This window comes from Caulobacter sp. GW821-FHT11E11 (assembly GCF_058808315.1).
This window is the reverse complement of record NZ_JBXARO010000010.1, coordinates 211652-230629: the sequence shown is the minus strand read 5'-3', so window position 1 is coordinate 230629 and position 18978 is coordinate 211652. Positions and strand designations below refer to the sequence as shown.

Sequence of the window (18978 nt, the reverse complement as noted above, 5' to 3'; positions counted from 1 at the left end):
CATCCGCTCGGCGAACACCGCGTCCGGCGTCTCATCCAACGCCGAAAGCCAGCCCTTCATCGGGGCGGTTAGAACCACCGTGTTCATCGAACCTCCCCCAGCGCGCTCTTGGCGAGCGCTACATCTTCAACGCGAGAGCTTTGCCGCCCCGCTGGACATGCATGCCATTTCAATACCACTTTGAACATCACTTTTTGTCAGACCATACGATTTACGTTTGGCAACAAGGACTTTTCGCCGATTTTGCGAACCAATTCCAACAAGGCCGGTTGCAAAAGGACTTAGATTGGTATGTTTCTAGTCAGCAACCGACCCACAGCGCTTCCTCCCGAAGCGAGTCGCGTTCAGGAGCGCTCGTAAATGTCGCTGGCCACCCAGATCGGCCCCTTGGGCCCCGGGGATTCGGCGCCGCTGTACAAGCAGCTGCAGAAGGCCCTGCGCGAGGCGATCCAGGGCAAGGTGCTGTCACCCGACGACGCCTTGCCGCCAGAGCGCGACATGGCTGACGAGTTCAACGTATCGCGAATCACGATCCGCAAAGCGCTGGACGGCCTGGTCAGCGAAGGCCTGCTGACCCGCCGCCAGGGCGCGGGCACCTTCGTCGCCGCGCGAGTCGAGAAGAACTTCTCGAAGCTGACCTGCTTCACCGAGGACATGATCGCGCGCGGGCGCACGCCGCACAGCGAATGGATCGCCCGCATGGAAGGCGCGGTGACGCCTGAGGAATCCCTGACCCTGGGCCTGTCGCCCGGCGCCCCAGTCTATCGTTTCCACCGCGTGCGTTACGCCGACGGCGCGCCGATGGCTGTCGAATATACCACCATCGCCGCCTTCGCCCTGCCCTCCGCCGAAGTGGTCAAGGACTCGCTCTACGAGGCCATGGCCGCCACCGGTCACCGGCCCGCCCGGGCCCTGCAGCGCCTGCGCGGGGTGCTGATCTCGACCCAGCACGCGGCGCTGCTGAGCGTGAAGGCCAAGGACGCCGGCCTGCTGGTCGAGCGGCGCGGCTTCCTGCGCGACGGCCGGGCCGTCGAGGTCTCGCAGTCCTATTATCGCGGCGACGCCTACGACTTCGTCGCCGAGCTGAACGATCCGGCCTGAGGGCCTTTCCCTTTCTCGTATTCCGGAGGTCGCCCGTGACGGCGCTTACCCTGTCATCGCCCGTGTCGTCGGACAGCACGCGGATGTTCCTGGAGGCCGGCGAAGCGTCGTCGGTCGCCGCGACCCAGCTCTCCGCCAACGCCCGCAAGATCGAGGCCCTGGCCCAGCGCCTGCGGGCCAATCCGCCGCGCGTGGTCGTCACCATCGCGCGGGGCAGCAGCGATCACGCCGCCACCTTCGCCCGCTACCTGATTGAGACCAAGGCCGGGGTGCTGACCTCGTCGGCCGGCCTGTCGGTCAGTTCGGTCTATGACGCCTCGCCCAATCTTGAGGGCGCCGTCGTTCTGGCCATCTCGCAGTCGGGCAAGAGCCCCGACCTGCTGGCGGCGGTGAAGGCGGCCAAGGCCGCTGGCGCCTATGCCGTGGCCCTGGTCAACGTGACGGACTCGCCGCTGGCCCAGCTGGCCGACGAAGTGATCCCGCTGCATGCCGGCCCCGAGCTGTCGGTGGCCGCCACCAAGTCCTACATCGCCGCCCTGGTGGCCATCACCCAGCTGATCGCCGCCTGGACCGAAGACGCCGAGCTGACCTCGGCCCTCTCCTCTCTGCCCAAGGCGCTGGAACAGGCCTGGGCGCTGGACTGGACCCCGGCCGTCGAGCGCCTGAAGCTGGCCCGCAACCTCTACGTCCTGGGACGCGGCGTCGGCTTCGGCGTGGCGCTGGAAGCGGCCCTGAAGTTCAAGGAAACCTGCGGCCTGCACGCCGAGGCCTTCAGCGCCGCCGAGGTGCTGCATGGCCCCATGGCCCTGGTGAAGGACGGCTTCCCGGCCCTGGTCTTCGCCCAGAACGACGAGAGCCGCGCCAGCGTCGACGACATGGCCAAGGGCCTGCGCGAACGCGGCGCCTCGGTGCTGATCGCCGCGCCGGGCGAGACCGGCGACGGCGTGCTGCCGACCGTTTCGGCCCATCCGGTGCTGGAGCCGATCCTGATGATCCAGAGCTTCTACCGCATGGCCAACGCCCTGTCGGTCGCGCGCGGCTACGATCCCGACAGCCCGCCCCACCTCAACAAGGTCACTGAAACCGTCTGATGCTGGCTGCTCTCGTCAATGGCCGCGTCCTGACGGCCACCGGTGTCGAAGCCGGCAAGGCCGTGCTGGTGCAGGACGGCAAGATCGCCGACGTGGTCGCGGCGTCCGAGGTTCCGGCCTCGGCCGAGCGTACCGACCTGGACGGCGGCCTGCTGATTCCCGGCTATATCGACACCCAGGTCAATGGCGGCGGCGGGGTGCTGTTCAACGACTCGCCCACCCCGGAAGCCATCGCCGCGATCGGCGCGGCCCACCGGGCCTATGGCACCACCGGTTTCCTGCCGACCCTGATCAGCGACGACCTCTCGGTCGTCGACCAGGCGATGCGGGCCACGGAACAGGCCATAGAGCAAGGCGTGCCCGGCGTGCTGGGCGTCCACATCGAGGGCCCGTTCCTCAATCCCAAGCGCAAGGGCATCCATGACGAGGGCAAGTTCCGGGTCATCGACGAGGAGGCCCTCGAACTCCTGAGCTCGTTGAAGGTCGGCAAGACCCTGGTGACCCTCGCGCCCGAGCGCACCACGCCGGACATGATCCAGCGGCTGGCCGACGCCGGGGTGCACGTCGCCGCCGGCCACACCAACGCCCTCTACGGGACCATGCGCCAGGCCCTGGACCATGGCCTGACCGGCTTCACCCACCTCTTCAACGCCATGTCGCCCCTGACCAGCCGCGAGCCCGGCGCCGTCGGCGCGGCGTTGGAGAGCCTGACCGCCTGGTGCGGCCTGATCGTCGATGGCCGCCACGTCGATCCGGTGACCTTGAAGCTGGCTTTGCGCACCCGGCCGCTGGACCGCTTCATGCTGGTGACCGACGCCATGCCGACCGTGGGCATGACCGACAAGCGCTTCACCCTGCAGGGCCAGGAGATCGTCGTCCGCGACGGTGTCTGCGTCGGCGTCGGCGGCACCCTGGCCGGCTCGGACCTCGACATGGCCGGGGCCGTCCGCAACACGGTCGAGATGCTGGGCGTCCCCCTGGAAGACGCCGTGATGATGGCCTCGGCCGCGCCGGCGGCGTTCCTGGGACTGGACGGTCAACGGGGGCGGATCGCCCAGGGTTATGCGGCGGACTTCTGCCTGCTGAACGAAGACCTCTCCGTCCGCAGGACCTGGATCGACGGGGCCTGACAAAAAAGGGCGCTGGCCTCGCGGTCAGCGCCCCAGGACTTTCGCCTAGATATTAAAGTCAGCGCGTCGCCCAGGCCTTGCCGATTTCCGCCAGCGGGACACAGCCGTGGTAGGCGCCCGGCACCGGGTCGTACTTCAGCGCCTCGGTCGCGCCCGTTTCGGACGTGAAATAGCCCACCGTGACCATGTCCTCGAGCGCCGGGAAGAAGTGGGTTTGCCCCTGCCCCCGCGAGACGCCGCCCTCCTGGTCGTAGGCGGTCAGCAGCGCGACCTGCTGCTCGGGCGTCAGGGCGGCGAAGACATCGCCGTGCGCGGTGCGGGCGTCGGCGTCCATGCGCGCCAGGCCGCCCAGCAGCTGGTCCACTTGATCCTTGGTGTAGTAGTCGGCCACGGCGCGGTCGATGAACTGCGGCACGCCGGCCGCCCGCGCGCCGGGTGTGTCGGTCGCGGGGATGATGAGCTCGGCCACCACATTCAGCAGGCGCGCCTGTTCGGCGTTCAGAGCTTTCGGGGTCCAAGTCAGGGCCGGGGCTGGCGCGGCGGCGGCCAGGGCGCGCTCGGCCCAGCCGGTCGAAGCGACGCCGACCGCCAGAGCCAGGCCGCGCAAGGTATCGCGTCGGTTCAGCATCAGATGTCTCCCCGCTTGCGAGCCTTCACCGCGTGGTCGGCGGCGCGGGCCGTCAGGGCCATGTAGGTCAGGGACGGGTTCACGCACGAAGCCGAGGTCATCGCCGCCCCATCGGTGACGTAGACGTTCGTGCACTCGTGCACCTGGTTGTGGGCGTTCAGCACCGAGGTCTTGGGGTCACGCCCCATGCGGGCGGTGCCCATCTCGTGGATGCCCAGACCCGGCGCGAAGCCGCTGTCGTGGCCCTTCACGTTCTTGAAGCCGGCGGCCTCCAGCATCTCGACCGCCGAGGCCTGCATGTCGCGCCGCATGGCCATCTCGTTCTCACGCATGGTGACGTTGATCGACAGGGTCGGCAGGCCGAAGACGTCCTTCTTGTCGCGGTTCAGGGTGATACGGTTGTCCTCGTACGGCAGGATCTCGCCGAAGCCGCCGAGGCCCATGGTCCACGGCCCCGGCTGGGTCAGCGCGGCCTTGCGCGCCGCGCCAAAGCCCTTGGCGCCCTTGGCCCGATTGCCCAGGTCGCGGTCCCAGGTCGAACGGCCCGCGCCGCCTTGGTAGCCGAAGCCGCGCAGGTAGTCGGTGCGCTTGGTGGCCTCGTCACCCAGGTTGCGGAAACGCGGCACGTAGATGCCGTTCGGGCGGCGGCCCGAATAGTACATGTCGGCGAACTCGGGTGCCTCGCCGGTCGCACCAACACCAAGGTGGTGGTCCATGACATTGCGGCCCAGTTGGTCACTGCCGTTGCCGAAACCGTTCTCGAACCGCGAGCTGGTCGAGTTCATCATGATCCAGGCCGAGTTGAAGGCCGAGGCGCAAATGAAGATGACGTCGGCGTGGAACTCCTCGTCCTTCTTGGTTTCGGCGTCCAGGATGCGCACGCCCGACGCCTTGCCAGCCTTCTGGTCGTAGACGATTTCGGTGACGATCGAGTTCGGACGGATCACCAGATTGCCGGTGCGCTCGGCCGCCACCAGGCCGCCGGAGTTGGAGCTGTAGTAGCCGCCGAATGGGCAGCCGCGGATGCACATATTGCGGTACTGGCACTTGGTGCGGCCAAGGCTGAGCTGTTCCTCGGTCGGATCGGTCAGGTGGGCCGTGCGGCCCATGCTGATCCGGCGCTCGGGGAAACGCGTCTCGGACTTGGCTTTGAAGGCCTTCTCAACGCAGTTCATTTCCATCGGCGGCTGGTAGTGGCCGTCAGGGAAGTGGCTCAGCCCCTCGTGCTGACCCGACACGCCAATGAAGCGTTCGACATGCTCGTACCAGGGCGCGAGATCTTCGTAGCGGATCGGCCAGTCGACGGCGATCCCGTCACGGGCGTTGCCTTCGAAGTCCAGCTGGCTGTGGCGATAGCTCTGCCGCCCCCAGGTCAGCGACCGGCCGCCGACGTGATAGCCGCGGATCCAGTCGAAGCGGTTTTCCTCGGTATAGGGGTGCTCGTCGTCCTTGACGAAGAAGTGCTGGGTGTACTCGGTCATCGTATAGTTGGTGCGGCGCTGCACCTGATAGTGCGCGTCCAACTCGGCCTGCGGCAGCTGCCCCTGCGGGTACTTGGTCTGCCAGGGATCGAGGACGGCGGTCGGATAGTCCTCGAGATGCTTGACCATGCGGCCCCGCTCGAGAACCAGGACCTTCAAGCCCTTCTGCGTCAGTTCCTTGGCCGCTATGCCGCCAGTGATACCGCTACCAACAACGATCGCGTCATAAGTGTTCTTGCGCCGCGCGCGGCCGTTCAGATTGGCCATGTTAGCTCCCTTTGCGGCCGCTCGATGGGCCGCGCCGGAAGCTTTAAGCAACGCGACGCCCCGACCTCGGCGAACCCTTCATTCTTGCCTGGAGGCTTCCATGAAATGGGTTACATTGCAAGAAAGCTCGGCATTTCATGTCAAAAATGGGCGAGCGTCTGGGAGGACAAGGATGATCAGATGGACCGCCGGGGCGCTGGCCCTGCTGCTGGCGCTTGGCGCGGGCGTGGCGCACGCCGAGGATGTGAAGGCGGGGCCCTGGCGGCCGCTGTTTGACGGCAAAACCCTGAATGGCTGGACGCCGAAGGTCGCCAAGCATCCGGCCGGCGAGAACTATCGCAACACCTTCGTCGTCGACCACGGCGCCATCCGGGTGTCCTACGCGGGCTATGACACACTGGACGGCCAGTTCGGGCACCTGTTCTACAACACGCCGTTCAAGGCCTATCGCCTGAAGCTGACCTACCGCTTCCTGACCGAAGGCGGTCTGGCCGACACCCCGGCCTGGGCGCGCAGCAACAGCGGCATCATGTTCCTCGGCCAGAGCGCCGAGAGCATGACGGTCGAGCAGCCCTTCCCGGTCTCGGTCGAATTCCAGCTGCTGGGCAAGGACGGCGACGCGCCCCGCTCCACCGGTTCGGTCTGCACGCCCGGCCTGACCATCACCATCGACGGGACCAAGGTAAAGGAGCATTGCACGATCTCCAAGAACGCCCCGACCATCCCGAACGGCACCTGGGTCCAGACCGAGCTGGAGGTGCTGCCCAACGGCGAGATCACCCAGAAGATCAACGGCGTGGCGGTCCACCACTATGCCGGCGTGACCTTGGATCCGGACGACACCGTGGCCGGCGGGGCTAAGCCCTACATCCTGGCGCGCGGCGCCCAACCCGTGACGGAGGGCTACATCGCCCTGCAGAGCGAGGGCCATCCGATCGAGTTCAAGGACATCCAGATCCAGGAGCTGACGGCGCGCTGAGCGCCGTCAGAACCGGCTACTTCTTCAACGTGCTCAGATACTGGACGACGGCGGCGCGCTTGGCCGCGTCCGCCTCGCCCAGCAGCATCTTGGTGCCCGGCACGGTCTTGCCTGGGGCCTTGATGAAGGCGTCCATCTGGTCGGGCGTCCAGGTGATGTTCGAGGCCTTCAACGCGGTGCTGTAGGCAAAGCCAGGGGCGGTCCCGGCCTTGCGACCGGCGACGCCGGCCAGGGGCGGCCCCATCTTGCCCGGCGCGGGCTGCAGCGAATGGCACATCGTGCACTTCTGCTCGAACACCTGCTGGCCTGAGGTCTGCGCGGCGGCGCTGGTCGCCATCACAGCCATGACGGCGGCGAGCGTAAGCTGGAACTTCATCGAGGAAACTCTCCGTCAGAATTTGGCGGCGGCCTTACAGACCCAATAGCCGGCGATTGCGACCGGCGTCTGGCGCGCTGCCGGCGAAGTCGTCGAAGGCCTTGTCCGTGACCTGGATGATGTGGTCGCGGATGAACGGCGCGCCTTCGCGAGCGCCCTGTTCGGGATGCTTCAACGCGCACTCCCATTCCAGCACCGCCCAGCCGTCGAAATCGTATTGGGCCAGCTTGGAGAAGATCGCCTTGAAGTCTACCTGGCCATCGCCCAGCGAGCGGAAGCGGCCCGGCCGCTCGGCCCAGCCCTGGTAGCCGCCGTAGACGCCCGACTGGGCCGTCGGCCGGAACTCGGCGTCCTTGACGTGGAACGCCTTGATCCGCTCGTGGTAGCGGTCGATGTAGCCCAGATAGTCCAGCTGCTGCAGGACGAAGTGGCTGGGATCATAGAGGATATTGGCGCGCGGATGGCCGCCGACCTCATCCAGGAACCGCTCGAAGGTCGCGCCGTCGTGCAGGTCTTCGCCCGGATGGATCTCGTAGGCCGCGTCGACGCCGTTCTCTTCGAAGACATCCAGGATCGGCTTCCAGCGGCGACCGAGTTCGGCGAAGGCCTCTTCGATCAGCCCCGCTGGCCGCTGCGGCCACGGGTACATGTAGGGCCAGGCCAGAGAGCCCGAGAAGGTAGCGTGAGCCTTCAGACCCAGGCGTCGACTGGCGACGGCGGCGGCCTTGACCTGCCCGACGGCCCATTCCTGGCGTTCCTTGGGCTTGCCGCGCAACTCGGGCGGAGCGAAGCCGTCGAACAGCTCGTCATAGGCCGGATGCACAGCGACCAGCTGGCCCTGCAGGTGGGTCGAGAGCTCGGTGATCTCCAGGCCGTACTCGGCCAACAGACCAGCGATGTCGTCGCAATAGGTCTGGCTTTCGGCGGCCAGGGCCAGGTCGAAGAACGAGTCCGCCCCGCCCGTCGGCATCTGCACGCCGACATAGCCAAGGTCTGCGACCCATTTGGCCATGGTCTCCAACTTGTCGAACGGCGGCTCGCTGCCGATGAACTGGGCCAGGAAGATGGCCGGTCCCTTGAGCGTCTTCATCGACCGTCTCCTTGAAGCAACACCCAGCCGGCGTCGTCGCGGCTGGCGGCCACGGCGCGCTCGACGAAGGCCATGCCGCGCACGCCCTCGCCGATGTCGGGCACGAGCGATACGCCCTGCCCTTCGATGGCGTCGGCGAAGTCGCGATAGATGTTGGCGAAGGCCTCGATGAAGCCTTCCGGATGGCCTGTCGGCAGGCGGGTCACCGCGCGAGCGCCCGCGCCCAGATAACCCGAGCCGGCGTGCAGCACCTGGCTGGGACCGTCCAGCCAGTCGATGGTCAAGACGTTCGGATCCTCGTGCGACCAGGTCAGCCCGCCCTTCTCGCCATAGACGCTGAGCGTCAGGCCGTTGCGGGCGCCGGCCGATATCTGCGAGGCGATCAGCACGCCGCGTGCGCCGCCTTCGAAGCGCAGCAGCACGTTGCAGTCATCGTCCAGGCTGCGGCCCGGCACCACGGTCGAGACGTCGGCGCACAAGCGCTCGACGCGGACACCGGTCACGAACTCGGCGATGTTGAAGGCGTGGACGCCGATGTCGCCGATGCAGCCGCCAACACCTGATTGCTTGGGGTCGGCGCGCCAGCTGGCCTGCTTGTTGGCCTCGTCACGCTCCAACGGCTGCGATAGCCAGCCTTGCGAATATTCGACCACGACCTTGCGCACCACGCCCAGGTCGCCCCGCGCCACGATTTCGCGCGCCTCGCGGACCATCGGATAGCCCGTGTAGGTGTAGGTCAGCCCGTAGAGCTTGCCAGACGCCGCGACGATGCTCGCGAGCTCCTGGGCCTCGGCGAGGTTCAGGGTCGCGGGCTTGTCGCTGATCACGTGCAGCCCGCGCTTCAGAGCGGCGGCCGAGACGTCGAAGTGCAGATGGTTCGGCGTCACCACCGAGACCAGCTGAACGCCGTCTTCACGGGCCCGCTCGGCGGCGATCATCGCGTGATGATCCGGATAGACCCGGTCGGGCGCCACGCCCCAGGCGGCCGCCGCCTGGGCGCTCTTGGCCGCGTCGCGGCTGAACACCCCGGCGACCAGCCGGATGCGGCCGTCCAGCTCGGCGGCCATGCGGTGCACCGGCCCGATAAACGAGCCGGGACCGCCGCCGACCATGGCCATCCGCAAGCTCATCAGGCGACGACCTTCGAGAGGTAGTCGTAGCTGATCTTGGCCGACTCCAGGCGCGGATGCGCGAACGGCGGCTCCTGCTCGTAGTAGAAGCCGCGAATGCCGGCGGCGTAGGCGGCGGGCAGCAGTTTCTTCCAGTCGATCATGCCGCTGCCGACCTCGGTCGGGTCCTGCTTCAGCTCGAAATTGGTCTTGGTCGTCGCCTTGACGTCCTTGACGTGCATCTGGGTGAAGCGGCCCGGATGGGCCTTCAGGAGCGCCTGCGGATCGTGGCCGGCGGCGGTGACCCAGCCCACATCCATCTCGAAGGTGACCAGGTTCGGATCCGTGCCCTTCAGCAGGATCTCCATGCCGGTGGTGTCACCCAGCGGCGCGAACTCGAAATTGTGGTTGTGATAACCGCTGACGATGCCGGCCTTCTTCAGCACGGCGGCCTTCTCGTTCAGGAAGTCGGCGTTCCACTTCCAGTCGTCGGCGGTCATCTGGACGCCGGCCGCGCGCAGGTCGTTGCCCAGGCGGTCGGGGATGTAGAGGATCGGCATGATCGCCGACTTCACCCCGATCACATGCAGCTCGCCGGCCAGCTTGTTCAGGTCGCCGCTGAAGCCGTTGGGGCCCTTGGGCGAGATGTGGGCGCTGGGGCAGATCAGGCCTGCCTTGTCGAAGGAAGCGCGCAGCTCGGCCGGCGTGCGGCCCAGATAACCGGCTAGCTCGACCGACTTGAAGCCAATCTTGGATACCGTGGCCAGCTGGGCGTCCAGCTCCTTGGCCAGGTCCGGACCCAGACTGTAGAGCTGGATGCCAACCGGCTGCTTGTGGCGCTGGAAGAACGGCGTCTGGGCCGCGCTGGCGCCGCCGGCCAGGGTCGCGCCGAAGAGGGCCGCGCCTGCGCCGAGAAGGCCGCGTCGAGAAAGGTGTTCGTGCACGAGGCTTTCCTTTTGCATGAGGCTTAGACTTGGGCCGGGCTGGCGGTGGCGGTGACGTCATCCGCCTCCGTCACCGGGCCGCGCGTGGGCGGGCGGAAGAACACCGCCAGCAGGCAGACGGCCGCCAGGGCCATGCCGGTCGGGACCAGGAACAGGGTGGTGTAGTCGACGGATCCGCCCGTGCTCAGCTTGCTGACCAGCGACGGGAACAGGAAGCTGGCCACCACATTGCCGACGCCCAGGATCAGCAGGTTGAACAGCCCCTGGGCGCTGGAGCGGACGTCCTTGGGGAACACCGCGTCGACGAAGATGTACACGGTGGCGAAGAAGAAGGCGTAGCAGATGCCGTGCAGCAGTTGCACGGCCACGATGGTCGGGATGCTGTCGGCGAAGAAGGCGAAGACGGCGAAACGCGCGGCGTGGCCCAGCACGCCGACGATCATCGTGACCTTCCAGCCCAGACGCACCAGCACCCGGCCCAGCAGGAACATGGTCAGCACCTCGGCCACCTGGCCCAGGCTCAACACCACCATGCTGAGGTTGCCGGCGATCCCGACCCGGTTGGTCAGGAAGGCGTCGGCCATGACGAAATAGCCGTTGTGAATGACGCTATCGATGAAGGTGACGATGAACAGCACCAGCACGAACGGCGCGGCCAGGAGCTTGAAAGCCCGTCGCCAGGCCAGCTTATCGATGCCGGTCGCGTCCTTGCGGGCCGGCGTGTGCGGCAGGGTCAGGGCGTAGCCGGCGAAGGCGAACGAGACGATCGCCGCGACCAGGAAGATCCAGCGCACCTGCTCGACCGACGCATGCGCGCCCAGCAGGAACACGAAGGGCCAGCTGACCAGCACCCAACCGACCGTCCCGCCCATCCGCACCGCGCCGAAGCCGGCCGCAGGGTCCTTCAGGTTGGCGAAGGCGATCGAGTTGGTCACCGACAGGGTCGGCACATAAACCAGGCTGAACACCAGGTAGCAGGCGAAGAACGGCCAGAAGGTGGTCGCGAAGGCCGTGCCGACCAGGGCGAGGCCACCGATCAGGTGGCTGACGGCCAGAAACCGCTCGGCTGCGAAGTTGCGATCGGCGAACTGGTTGGAAAAGAAGATGCCGACCAGGGCGGCCACGCCCCAAGAGCTGCCAACCAGCGACTGCTGCCAGGGCTCGAAGCCAAGCATGCCCATGTAGGGGAAGATCTTCGGCGCCCAGGCGCCCCAGATCGCCAGCTGCAGCACCATCATCACGAAGAGCCGGAAGCTCGTGTTCATGGACCTGGCCCTCCCCGACCAGTTTTGGGCGGCAGTTTCGGCCCGTTTGGGCCGCTCCCGCTCCGATGTAATCGAAATCATCGATAACAGGGGTGCGCCAGCTTGCCAAGCTGTCGGCTAGTCGCCAGTGTCGCGCCAATGGCGACCATTCAAGATGTTGCGCGCGACGCGGGGGTCTCGACCGCGACGGTTTCCCGGGTGTTCAGCGCGCCCGAACTGGTGCTGGAAACCACCCGCAACAAGGTGATGGAGGCGGTCAACCGCCTGGGCTACGAGCCCAACTTCGCCGCCAAGAGCCTACGCACCCTGCGGACCGAAAAGATCCTGGTTACGGTGCCCGACATCTCCAACCCGTTCTTCTCGCAAGTGATCCGGGGCGTCGAGGAAGCCGCCCTGGCCGCCGGCTATTCGGTGCTGCTGGGCGACACCCGCCATGAAGAGACGCGCGAAGAGCAGTACGCGGCCATGTTCCGCCGCAAGGAGGCCGACGGCCTGATCTTCCTGGGCCACCGCCTGCCCGACGTGCTGGCCGAGATGGTCGCCGCCAAGGGTCCCAAGACCCCGATCGTCAACGGCTGCGAGTTCCGGCCGGGCCTGGCCGTCTCCAGCGCCCATATCGACAACGCCGCCGCCGCCGCCGAGGTCGTCGACTTCCTCTATGGCCTGGGTCACACCCGCGTCGGCGTGGTCACCGGCCCGTTGGCTAGCCCGATCAGCAGCGACCGCCTGGCCGGCGTGCTGTCGGCGGCCCAGCGCCACGGCCGGGCCAGCGCCCTGCGCATGGCCATCGGCGACTTCTCGATCGAGTCGGGCGTGCGCCAGACCGGCGAGCTGCTGGACGAACCCGGCCGACCGACGGCGATCTTCTGCTTCAGCGACGAGATGGCGATGGGCGCGCTTGAGGCGATCCGCCAGCGTGGCCTGCGGTGTCCGGAAGACGTGTCGCTGGTCGGCTTCGACGACATCCGCTTCGCCCAATATCTGCACCCGCAGCTGACTACGGTCAGCCAGCCCAAGGAGCAGATCGGCCACGAGGTGGTGCGCCTGCTGCTCGACATCCTCAGCGGCCGCGCCACCGCGCTGCAGAACGTCACCCTGCCCCATCAGCTGGTGGTGCGGTCAAGTACGGCGCCGCCACCCGCCTAGCGGGGCGCCAGCTCGCGGACCCAGATGTTGCGGAAGCTGATCGGCGCGCTGGGATCGCCATGCGCCTGCAGTTTGATCGGCGTCGGTCCGTGGGCCTTATAGCCTGGCTTGCCGATATAGACTGTCTCGCCGGCCAGCACGGCGTGGTCCTGCACAAGGACGCCATTGTGTATCACGGTGACATTGGCCGGCGTCATGAGCGCGCCGTCCCCGCCGAACACCGGGGCATGCCAGACGATGTCGTAAGTCTGCCACTCGCCCGGCTTGCGGCTGGCGTTGGCCAGAGGCGGGTGCTGCTTGTAGACGCTGGCCGCCTGACCGTTGACGTAAGTGGCGTTGTCGTAGCTGTCGAGGATCTGCACCTCATAGCCCTGGTCGCGCGGACCGGTAGACGCCAGGAAGACGCCGCTGTTGCCCCGCGCCTGTCCCGAGCCGGTGATGTCGGCGGGGATGCGCCATTCCAGATGCAGCTGGTAGTCGCGGAACGACCGCTTGGTCTCGATATTGCCGCGCGCCTTGTCGACCGTCAGCACGTCATTCGCGACGGTCCAGCCGGCGGGCGACTTGTCCAGGGTCGAGACCCACTTATCCAGACCCTTGCCGTCGAACAGCACGATCGCGTCGGCGGGCGCGCCACCGGCGTCCTTGGCCGGCGCCACAACGGGAACCGCCGGCTTCCAGACCTCGGTCTCTTCAGGCTTGGTCTGGGCTACGGCCAGAGACACGGCCGCCAGGCCACCGACGCCAGCCAGCGCCAGGACGCTCTTACGCTTCATCTTGCTTCCCGCTCCCAGTCGAGCGGGCAGCATAGGCGCCTGGGTCCAGAAACGACAACGCCCCCGCTGGCGGACCAGCGGGGGCGATTGCGTGTAGCGCAAAGCCTAAGAGACTTACGCGCCGCCCGGGAAGCGGAAGGGAACCTTCACCGAACCGGTCTTGGCGCCCATCGGCAGCTTCTCGGCGATGCACATGGCAGCCTTGTCGAAGCCCTTACCGGCGGCGCTGTTGTCGACGACCTTGCAGTCCGACAGCTTGCCGTCAGCGGCGCTGCATTCCAGCATCACCTGCGCGGCGTCGCGCGTGTTGGCGAACTGCTGCAGGCAGCGGCCCATCTGGTCTTCGAAACCGCCAGCGGCCGAAGCGGCTTGAGCGACGAGGAAGCTGCCAGCGAGACCCGCGGCGAAAGCGATCGAGAGTTTCATACCCACCCATTCCTTCTGGAACCGAACTTGTGAGGATGGTTATCGGGCCTAAGCCCTAAGGAACGGCCAAGGTTCGCGGTTAATCATTTCCAAAAGCGCCGTGTCCGGAGAAAAATCCCTGATCGCGCCTGGCTTGGCGGAGAAATAATAAAAGCGGTTTTCTTAAATGCCGAACGAATGGTATCGCTTCCAATTCCCAGGAGAGACAGCGCGACCATGCCCGAAGCGCACAGCCGGCGCCCCAGCAAGCCGCACGACGACCGGACCAGCCTATCCGGCACCAATATCGAACGGGCCGGTGACTACAATCAGCGCGTCGCCTTGCAATCGATCCGTATCGGCCTGGCCAAGACCAAGCAGGAAGTCGCCACCTATACGGGCCTGACGGTCCCGGCGATCACCAACATCACCAACCGCCTGCTCGAGGAAGGCCTGATCATCGAGGCAGGCAAGCTGCACGGCGCCCGGGGCCAGCCGGCCATGACCTTCACGGTCAATCCGGACGGCTGCTACTCGATCGGCCTGAATATCGACCGCGACCACGTTACGATCGTGCTGCTGGACCTAGCCGGCAAGGTCCGCGCCCGCGCCTCGCGCGAGATCGCCTTCGCCAGTCCCGACGAGGTCGCCGAGTTCTTCGAGCAGCATCGCAAGGCGTTCCGTCGGCTGAAGGGCGTCCAGGCCGACCGCATCATCGGCATGGGCGTGGCCGTGCCCGACGACCTGGCCAAGGGCGACCTGCCCCATCGTCCGGCGGACTACGAGGCCTGGAACACGGTCGACATCCGCGCCCTGCTCTCGCGCGGCCACGACTGGCCGATCATGGTCGAGAACGACGCCGCCGCGGCCGCCCTGGGCGAGCTGCACTTCGGCCACGGCATGCGCAACCCCAGCTTCTTCTACATGCTGGTCAGCTCGGGCCTGGGCGGCGGGCTTGTCGTCGACGGCGAGTATTTCCGCGGCGCCCATGGCCGCAGCGGCGAGCTGGGCTTCCTGCCGACCGATGCCTCGGGCTCGGCGACGCTGGAGGACTTCCTCTCGCTATCGTCACTGAACGAAGCCCTGGGCGACCTTGCCCCGGCCGATCCGGCCGAACTGGCCAACCTGCCGCCGGAAGGCCGCGAGCGGATCGACGCCTGGCTGGACGTGGCGGCCGAGCGGCTGTGCGATCCGCTGGTGGCGATCAGCTGCCTGATCGATCCCCAGGCCGTGTTCATCGGCGGCCGCCTGCCCGGCTCGCTGATCGACCGCCTGGCCCAGGCCGTGAACGACAAGCTGGCCGCCCGCAACCTGGCCCTGGCCATGGCCCCGGTGCGTCACGCGGCGCTGGCCGCCGACGCTCCGGCCCTGGGCGCGGCGATCCTGCCGATCATCGCCAGCTACCTGCCGCTGCGCTCGGTGCTGCGCAACACCGCCCAGGTCTAGCCGGCCTCGCCCGGGGACCACAGGCGGGCCGCGCCACGCACGCCCGAGCTGTCGCCCCAGCGCGCCGGCGCGATCTTGGCCGAGAAGCCGTCCGAGAAAATGCGCGGCCCGATCACGCCCGGCAGCCGCGCGTACAGCGCCTCGACGTTCGACAGCCCGCCGCCCAGCACGAAGACGTCCGGGTCGACGATGTTGCAGATCACCGCCATGGCGCGCCCCAGGCGATCGACCAGGCGATCGAAGGCCGCGCCGGCTTCCGGTTCGCCGGCCAGGGCGTCGGCGACGATCGCCGCGCCGTCCAACTCCCGCCCCGTGCGCGCCGTGAAGTCGCGGCGCAGGCCCGTGCCCGAGACCCAGGTCTCCAGGCAGCCGTTTTGGCCGCACCAGCAACTGGGGCCGGGCGTCTCGTCGGCGTTCGGCCAAGGCAGGGGGATGTGTCCCCACTCCCCGGCTACGCCGTCGCCGCCCTCGACCAGACGCCCGTCGACCACCAGCCCGCCGCCGCAGCCAGTGCCCAGGATGATGGCGAAGGTCACGCGCGCGCCCGCCGCCGCGCCGTCGGCGGCCTCGGACAGCGCCAGGCAGTTGGCGTCATTGGCCAGGCGCACAGGTCGCTGAAGGGCCTGGGACAGGTCCTCGCGGAAGCGGCGGCCGTTCAGATAGACGGCGTTGGCGTTGCGCATCACGCCGGTGCGCGGCGAGATCGAGCCCGGCGCACCGACGCCGACCGTGCCACGCGTTCCAGCCTCGGCTTCGATGCGATCGATGAGATCGCGGACGGCGGCCAGGGCGGCGTCGTAGCTCGCGGGCGTCGGCGTCCTCAGCCGGGCCACCACGTTGCCGTCGGACGCCAGGGCGGCCGCCTCGATCTTCGTTCCACCAAAATCGACACCAATCTGGATCACTACAGAGCCTCAATCGAGCAGGTGGCGGCGCCCGCCCCCGCGTAAGCGTGGTTGGAGAAACGAGAAGAAAGACGAGCCCCGCTAGGGCGTGATGCGGACCATGACCACGCCGTGCGACGGGGCGGTCGCGACGAACCGGCCCTTCATGGCGCCCAGGTCCTTGCCGGCCCAAAGGTCACGCACCTGGGCCTTCAGCGTCGCAGGATAGCCGAGCTCGGTCCAGTCCACGGCGATCGGCTTGGCCGCCTCGCCACGATTGAACAGGATCACCGCCCGGCTGCCGTCGGCCAGGGGCTTGGACCAGACCTCCAGATCGCCATCGTCGCGCACGCGGCGGCCCTGAACGCCCAGGCGGTCCTGGTTCACGGCGATGACCTCCTTGTTCAGCAGGATGTCGCGCGTGTCCTTGTCCATGTTGGCGACGTCATTGCCGGCGATCAGCGGCGCGGCCATCAGCGCCCAAAGGCTGAAGTGCGAGCGGTACTCCGTCGTGGTCAGCCCGCCGTTGCCGACCTCCAGCATGTCCGGGTCATTCCAGTGGCCCGGGCCGGCGAACGGATAAAGTGGCTCGTTCAGATCCAAGATGCGCAGCACGCCCAACGAATAGTCGTGCTTGCCGTCCCACTTGTCGGTGATGTCGCCAGTGGTGCGCCACAGGTTGCCGACAGCGCTGGCCCACAGCCACGGCTTGGCCGTGCCCCACTCGCACATGGAGAAGACGATATCGCGGCCAGTCTCGCGCAGGGCGTCCGCCATCAGGGTGTAGGCCTCCTCGGCGTTGCGCGTGCCGGTCTCGCACCAGTCGTATTTCAGATAGTCGACGCCCCACGAGGCGTACGTTTTGGCGTCCTGGTACTCATGACCCTGGCTGCCCGGGCGGCCGCCGCAGGTCTTGGGGCCGGCGTCGGAATAAATGCCGAATTTCAGACCCTTCGAATGCACATAGTCGGCCAGCGCCTTGATCCCGCTGGGGAAACGCTTGGCGTCATAGGTGATGAAGCCGCCCTCGTCGCGCGCGCCATGCCAACAGTCATCGATCACGACGTACTGGTAGCCGGCCTCCTTCATGCCGTTGCCGGCCATGGCGTCGGCGACGCGGCGCACGGTGGCCTCGTCTATACTGCAGGCGAACTTGTTCCAGCTGTTCCAGCCCATCGGCGGCGTCTGGGCCAGGCCGTTGGCGACGCGCGGCGGCGGGTCCTTGTCCGCCGCGAAAACAGCGGACGGCAGGATCAGCGCGGCGGCCGCCAGCAAGGCGATCAGACGCTGGGATGGCCTAGGCATCAACGGTTCCTTTCACGGGATCGGGCGCGGAGACGCGCTCGAGAATGTTGGCGTGGGTGGGCATCTGCTCGGCGGCTCGTCGACAGGCCATCCGAACGTGCTGCAGCCGCTCGGCCATCAGGCGTTCGTCCATCAGGTCGGCCAGAGGATCGTGGCCCTCCGGCATGCCGCCCTGACCGACCATGATCGCCAGCCAGTTCGGCTCCTGGAAGATGGTCTGGTTGGGGAAGACGGTCGCGCCGCGGGTGCGGAACAGCTCCATCTTGAGCTTCAGCGAGTCCGGGATGGCCATGTGGCGCATGCGGTCCCACAGCGGCTGACCGACCCGGCGGTTGGCGTGGTAGTGGTAGATCAGGAAGTCCCGGATCTGCTCCATCTCCTCGCCCATCATCTGGTTGTAGAGGTCGGAGACCGGCGCATCGATCTTGACCAGCGGGAAGCTGCCAGCCAGCTTGATCAGGCCGTGCTGGATCAGGTGGATCGAGGTCGATTCCAGGGGCTCCAGGAAGCCGCTCGACAAGCCGATCGCCGCGCAGTTCTTGAACCGCGACACCTTGCGCCGGCCGGTGGTGAACCGCAGGAAGCGCGGCTCGGCCAGGACCTTGTTGTCCGGATGCTCAGCGGCCAAGGCGGCGAGCAGGTCGTCGGCCGCCTGGTCGTCGCTGATGTGGTCGCTCACATAGACATAGCCGTTGCCAGTGCGGTGCTGCAGCGGGATGCGCCAGCGCCAGCCGGCCGTGTCGGCGGTGGCGCGGGTATAGGGGATCGGATCCTCGTAGCGCGCCGTAGGCACGGCGATAGCGCGGTTGGCCGGCAGGAATTCCGACCAGTCTTCATAGCCGACGCCCAGAGCATCGCCGATCAACAGACCTCGGAAACCCGAGCAGTCGACGAAGAAGTCGCCCGCCAGCGTCTCGTCGCCATCCAGCGTCAGCGAGGCGATCGTGCCGTCCAGGGAGTCGAGGTTCACGCCCCGGATGGTGCGTTCGACACGCTTGACGCCCCTGCCCTCGGCCACCTCGCGCAGCAGCTTGGCGTAGAGCGAAGCGTCGAAATGATAGGCGTGGGCCATGGCCGCGCGCGGGTCGCGGGGATCCTCGACGCGCCAGTCGAACTTGCCGGCCTTGGCGGCCACGCAGCTCAGCGAGAATTCGGAAAGATCGGCCTGATAGCCCAGCTTGCGGGCCCGCAGCCAGAAGGCATGGAAAGACACCCCGTCCATCGGTGGGCCATAGTTGCCGAACGGATGCATGTAGGCGTCGCCAGGATCGCCCCAGCCGACGAACTCGATCCCCAGCTTGTACGTGCCTTGAGTGGACGTCAGCATCCGGCGCTCGTCCACGCCCACGACCTGGTTGAAGAAGGTGATCGGCGGGATCGTCGCCTCGCCCACCCCGACGGTGCCGATGTCGGCGGACTCCACGAGGGTGATCTTCATCTGCTGGGGCGTGAACACCTTCGAGAAGAAGGCCGCCGACATCCAGCCGGCCGTGCCGCCACCGACGATGACCAGGTGTGAGATCTTTCCCGCGTTTTCCATGCCGCCTTCGTTCAC

The 18978-nt window shown here is 67.2% G+C and carries 18 protein-coding genes; 6 read left to right on the top strand and 12 right to left on the bottom strand.

Annotated elements, in window-relative coordinates; all coding sequences use genetic code 11:
* Nucleotides 1-360: 360 nt before the first annotated feature.
* The 3 genes from AC1RR5_RS23540 to nagA all read left to right on the top strand — a co-directional run bounded on the left by AC1RR5_RS23540 (nucleotide 361) and on the right by nagA (nucleotide 3322).
* Nucleotides 361-1101 carry a GntR family transcriptional regulator gene (locus AC1RR5_RS23540; protein ID WP_492925627.1) on the top strand — a complete coding sequence of 247 codons (741 nt, stop codon included), beginning with the start codon at nucleotides 361-363 and terminating at the stop codon, nucleotides 1099-1101.
* 83 nt (nucleotides 1102-1184) lie between these two features.
* A complete protein-coding gene (locus AC1RR5_RS23535) occupies nucleotides 1185-2192 on the top strand; it encodes an SIS domain-containing protein (protein WP_492925631.1) in 1008 nt (335 codons plus the stop codon).
* Complete coding sequence (gene nagA / locus AC1RR5_RS23530) at nucleotides 2192-3322, top strand: N-acetylglucosamine-6-phosphate deacetylase (RefSeq protein WP_492925625.1); 1131 nt, start codon at nucleotides 2192-2194, stop codon at nucleotides 3320-3322. Before AC1RR5_RS23535 ends, nagA begins: the two co-directional genes overlap by 1 nt.
* Before the next feature lie 58 nt (nucleotides 3323-3380).
* Here the strand turns inward: nagA and AC1RR5_RS23525 are convergent, their stop codons facing one another.
* Together AC1RR5_RS23525 and AC1RR5_RS23520 are read right to left on the bottom strand one after the other, a co-directional pair.
* Nucleotides 3381-3950 carry a gluconate 2-dehydrogenase subunit 3 family protein gene (locus tag AC1RR5_RS23525; RefSeq protein WP_492925623.1) on the bottom strand — a complete coding sequence of 190 codons (570 nt, stop codon included), beginning with the start codon at nucleotides 3948-3950 and terminating at the stop codon, nucleotides 3381-3383.
* Nucleotides 3950-5698: a GMC oxidoreductase gene (locus AC1RR5_RS23520; RefSeq protein WP_492925621.1), complete on the bottom strand. Its 1749-nt coding sequence runs from the start codon at nucleotides 5696-5698 to the stop codon at nucleotides 3950-3952. The genes AC1RR5_RS23525 and AC1RR5_RS23520 overlap by 1 nt, the downstream gene beginning before the upstream one ends.
* 100 nt (nucleotides 5699-5798) lie before the next feature.
* Here AC1RR5_RS23520 and AC1RR5_RS23515 point away from each other — a divergent pair, with 100 nt between their 5' ends.
* Complete coding sequence (locus tag AC1RR5_RS23515; protein WP_492925619.1) at nucleotides 5799-6677, top strand: 3-keto-disaccharide hydrolase; 879 nt, start codon at nucleotides 5799-5801, stop codon at nucleotides 6675-6677.
* Between the two features lie 16 nt (nucleotides 6678-6693).
* Here the strand turns inward: AC1RR5_RS23515 and AC1RR5_RS23510 are convergent, their stop codons facing one another.
* Genes AC1RR5_RS23510 through AC1RR5_RS23490 form a run of 5 tightly spaced genes read right to left on the bottom strand, consistent with a single transcriptional unit; the run spans nucleotide 6694 to nucleotide 11461 of the window.
* Nucleotides 6694-7053 (bottom strand): c-type cytochrome, encoded by a 360-nt coding sequence (locus AC1RR5_RS23510; RefSeq protein ID WP_492925617.1) that lies wholly within the window; start codon nucleotides 7051-7053, stop codon nucleotides 6694-6696.
* 34 nt (nucleotides 7054-7087) lie between these two features.
* Nucleotides 7088-8143: a sugar phosphate isomerase/epimerase family protein gene (locus AC1RR5_RS23505; protein ID WP_492925615.1), complete on the bottom strand. Its 1056-nt coding sequence runs from the start codon at nucleotides 8141-8143 to the stop codon at nucleotides 7088-7090.
* Complete coding sequence (locus tag AC1RR5_RS23500; RefSeq protein ID WP_492925613.1) at nucleotides 8140-9273, bottom strand: Gfo/Idh/MocA family protein; 1134 nt, start codon at nucleotides 9271-9273, stop codon at nucleotides 8140-8142. The genes AC1RR5_RS23505 and AC1RR5_RS23500 overlap by 4 nt, the downstream gene beginning before the upstream one ends.
* Nucleotides 9273-10196: a sugar phosphate isomerase/epimerase family protein gene (locus AC1RR5_RS23495; RefSeq protein ID WP_492925611.1), complete on the bottom strand. Its 924-nt coding sequence runs from the start codon at nucleotides 10194-10196 to the stop codon at nucleotides 9273-9275. Before AC1RR5_RS23495 ends, AC1RR5_RS23500 begins: the two co-directional genes overlap by 1 nt.
* 23 nt (nucleotides 10197-10219) lie before the next feature.
* Nucleotides 10220-11461 (bottom strand): MFS transporter, encoded by a 1242-nt coding sequence (locus AC1RR5_RS23490; protein ID WP_492925609.1) that lies wholly within the window; start codon nucleotides 11459-11461, stop codon nucleotides 10220-10222.
* 138 nt (nucleotides 11462-11599) lie between these two features.
* Between AC1RR5_RS23490 and AC1RR5_RS23485 the strand changes: the two genes are divergently transcribed.
* Nucleotides 11600-12607: a LacI family DNA-binding transcriptional regulator gene (locus AC1RR5_RS23485; protein ID WP_492925607.1), complete on the top strand. Its 1008-nt coding sequence runs from the start codon at nucleotides 11600-11602 to the stop codon at nucleotides 12605-12607.
* On the opposite strand, the gene AC1RR5_RS23480 is transcribed toward AC1RR5_RS23485, so the two are convergent.
* Together AC1RR5_RS23480 and AC1RR5_RS23475 are read right to left on the bottom strand one after the other, a co-directional pair.
* Nucleotides 12604-13383 (bottom strand): 3-keto-disaccharide hydrolase, encoded by a 780-nt coding sequence (locus tag AC1RR5_RS23480; protein WP_492925605.1) that lies wholly within the window; start codon nucleotides 13381-13383, stop codon nucleotides 12604-12606. The two genes, AC1RR5_RS23485 and AC1RR5_RS23480, sit on opposite strands and share 4 nt — an antisense overlap.
* A gap of 114 nt (nucleotides 13384-13497) precedes the next feature.
* Nucleotides 13498-13809 (bottom strand): hypothetical protein, encoded by a 312-nt coding sequence (locus tag AC1RR5_RS23475; RefSeq protein ID WP_492925603.1) that lies wholly within the window; start codon nucleotides 13807-13809, stop codon nucleotides 13498-13500.
* A 216-nt stretch (nucleotides 13810-14025) separates the two neighbouring features.
* Between AC1RR5_RS23475 and AC1RR5_RS23470 the strand changes: the two genes are divergently transcribed.
* A complete protein-coding gene (locus tag AC1RR5_RS23470) occupies nucleotides 14026-15234 on the top strand; it encodes an ROK family transcriptional regulator (RefSeq protein ID WP_492925601.1) in 1209 nt (402 codons plus the stop codon).
* Here AC1RR5_RS23470 and AC1RR5_RS23465 read toward each other — a convergent pair.
* The 3 genes from AC1RR5_RS23465 to AC1RR5_RS23455 form a co-directional block, all read right to left on the bottom strand.
* A complete protein-coding gene (locus AC1RR5_RS23465) occupies nucleotides 15231-16139 on the bottom strand; it encodes an ROK family protein (protein WP_492925599.1) in 909 nt (302 codons plus the stop codon). The genes AC1RR5_RS23470 and AC1RR5_RS23465 overlap by 4 nt on opposite strands.
* 81 nt (nucleotides 16140-16220) lie before the next feature.
* The gene (locus AC1RR5_RS23460) at nucleotides 16221-17423 is read right to left on the bottom strand and encodes an alpha-galactosidase (RefSeq protein WP_492925597.1); all 1203 of its coding nucleotides are present in this window, start codon (nucleotides 17421-17423) and stop codon (nucleotides 16221-16223) included.
* Nucleotides 17416-18963: a tryptophan halogenase family protein gene (locus AC1RR5_RS23455; protein ID WP_492925595.1), complete on the bottom strand. Its 1548-nt coding sequence runs from the start codon at nucleotides 18961-18963 to the stop codon at nucleotides 17416-17418. Before AC1RR5_RS23455 ends, AC1RR5_RS23460 begins: the two co-directional genes overlap by 8 nt.
* Between the last annotated feature and the right edge of the window lie 15 nt (nucleotides 18964-18978).

What these genes read in the sequence shown, in the direction of transcription:
- AC1RR5_RS23540 (WP_492925627.1), top strand. Translation starts at nt 361, where the DNA reads ATGTCGCTGGCCACCCAGATCGGCCCCTTGGGCCCCGGGGATTCGGCG.
- AC1RR5_RS23535 (WP_492925631.1), top strand. Translation starts at nt 1,185, where the DNA reads ATGTTCCTGGAGGCCGGCGAAGCGTCGTCGGTCGCCGCGACCCAGCTC.
- nagA (WP_492925625.1), top strand. Translation starts at nt 2,192, where the DNA reads ATGCTGGCTGCTCTCGTCAATGGCCGCGTCCTGACGGCCACCGGTGTC.
- AC1RR5_RS23525 (WP_492925623.1), bottom strand. Translation starts at nt 3,950, where the DNA reads ATGCTGAACCGACGCGATACCTTGCGCGGCCTGGCTCTGGCGGTCGGC.
- AC1RR5_RS23520 (WP_492925621.1), bottom strand. Translation starts at nt 5,698, where the DNA reads ATGGCCAATCTGAACGGCCGCGCGCGGCGCAAGAACACTTATGACGCG.
- AC1RR5_RS23515 (WP_492925619.1), top strand. Translation starts at nt 5,799, where the DNA reads ATGAAATGGGTTACATTGCAAGAAAGCTCGGCATTTCATGTCAAAAAT.
- AC1RR5_RS23510 (WP_492925617.1), bottom strand. Translation starts at nt 7,053, where the DNA reads ATGAAGTTCCAGCTTACGCTCGCCGCCGTCATGGCTGTGATGGCGACC.
- AC1RR5_RS23505 (WP_492925615.1), bottom strand. Translation starts at nt 8,143, where the DNA reads ATGAAGACGCTCAAGGGACCGGCCATCTTCCTGGCCCAGTTCATCGGC.
- AC1RR5_RS23500 (WP_492925613.1), bottom strand. Translation starts at nt 9,273, where the DNA reads ATGAGCTTGCGGATGGCCATGGTCGGCGGCGGTCCCGGCTCGTTTATC.
- AC1RR5_RS23490 (WP_492925609.1), bottom strand. Translation starts at nt 11,461, where the DNA reads ATGAACACGAGCTTCCGGCTCTTCGTGATGATGGTGCTGCAGCTGGCG.
- AC1RR5_RS23485 (WP_492925607.1), top strand. Translation starts at nt 11,600, where the DNA reads ATGGCGACCATTCAAGATGTTGCGCGCGACGCGGGGGTCTCGACCGCG.
- AC1RR5_RS23480 (WP_492925605.1), bottom strand. Translation starts at nt 13,383, where the DNA reads ATGAAGCGTAAGAGCGTCCTGGCGCTGGCTGGCGTCGGTGGCCTGGCG.
- AC1RR5_RS23475 (WP_492925603.1), bottom strand. Translation starts at nt 13,809, where the DNA reads ATGAAACTCTCGATCGCTTTCGCCGCGGGTCTCGCTGGCAGCTTCCTC.
- AC1RR5_RS23470 (WP_492925601.1), top strand. Translation starts at nt 14,026, where the DNA reads ATGCCCGAAGCGCACAGCCGGCGCCCCAGCAAGCCGCACGACGACCGG.
- AC1RR5_RS23460 (WP_492925597.1), bottom strand. Translation starts at nt 17,423, where the DNA reads ATGCCTAGGCCATCCCAGCGTCTGATCGCCTTGCTGGCGGCCGCCGCG.
- AC1RR5_RS23455 (WP_492925595.1), bottom strand. Translation starts at nt 18,963, where the DNA reads ATGGAAAACGCGGGAAAGATCTCACACCTGGTCATCGTCGGTGGCGGC.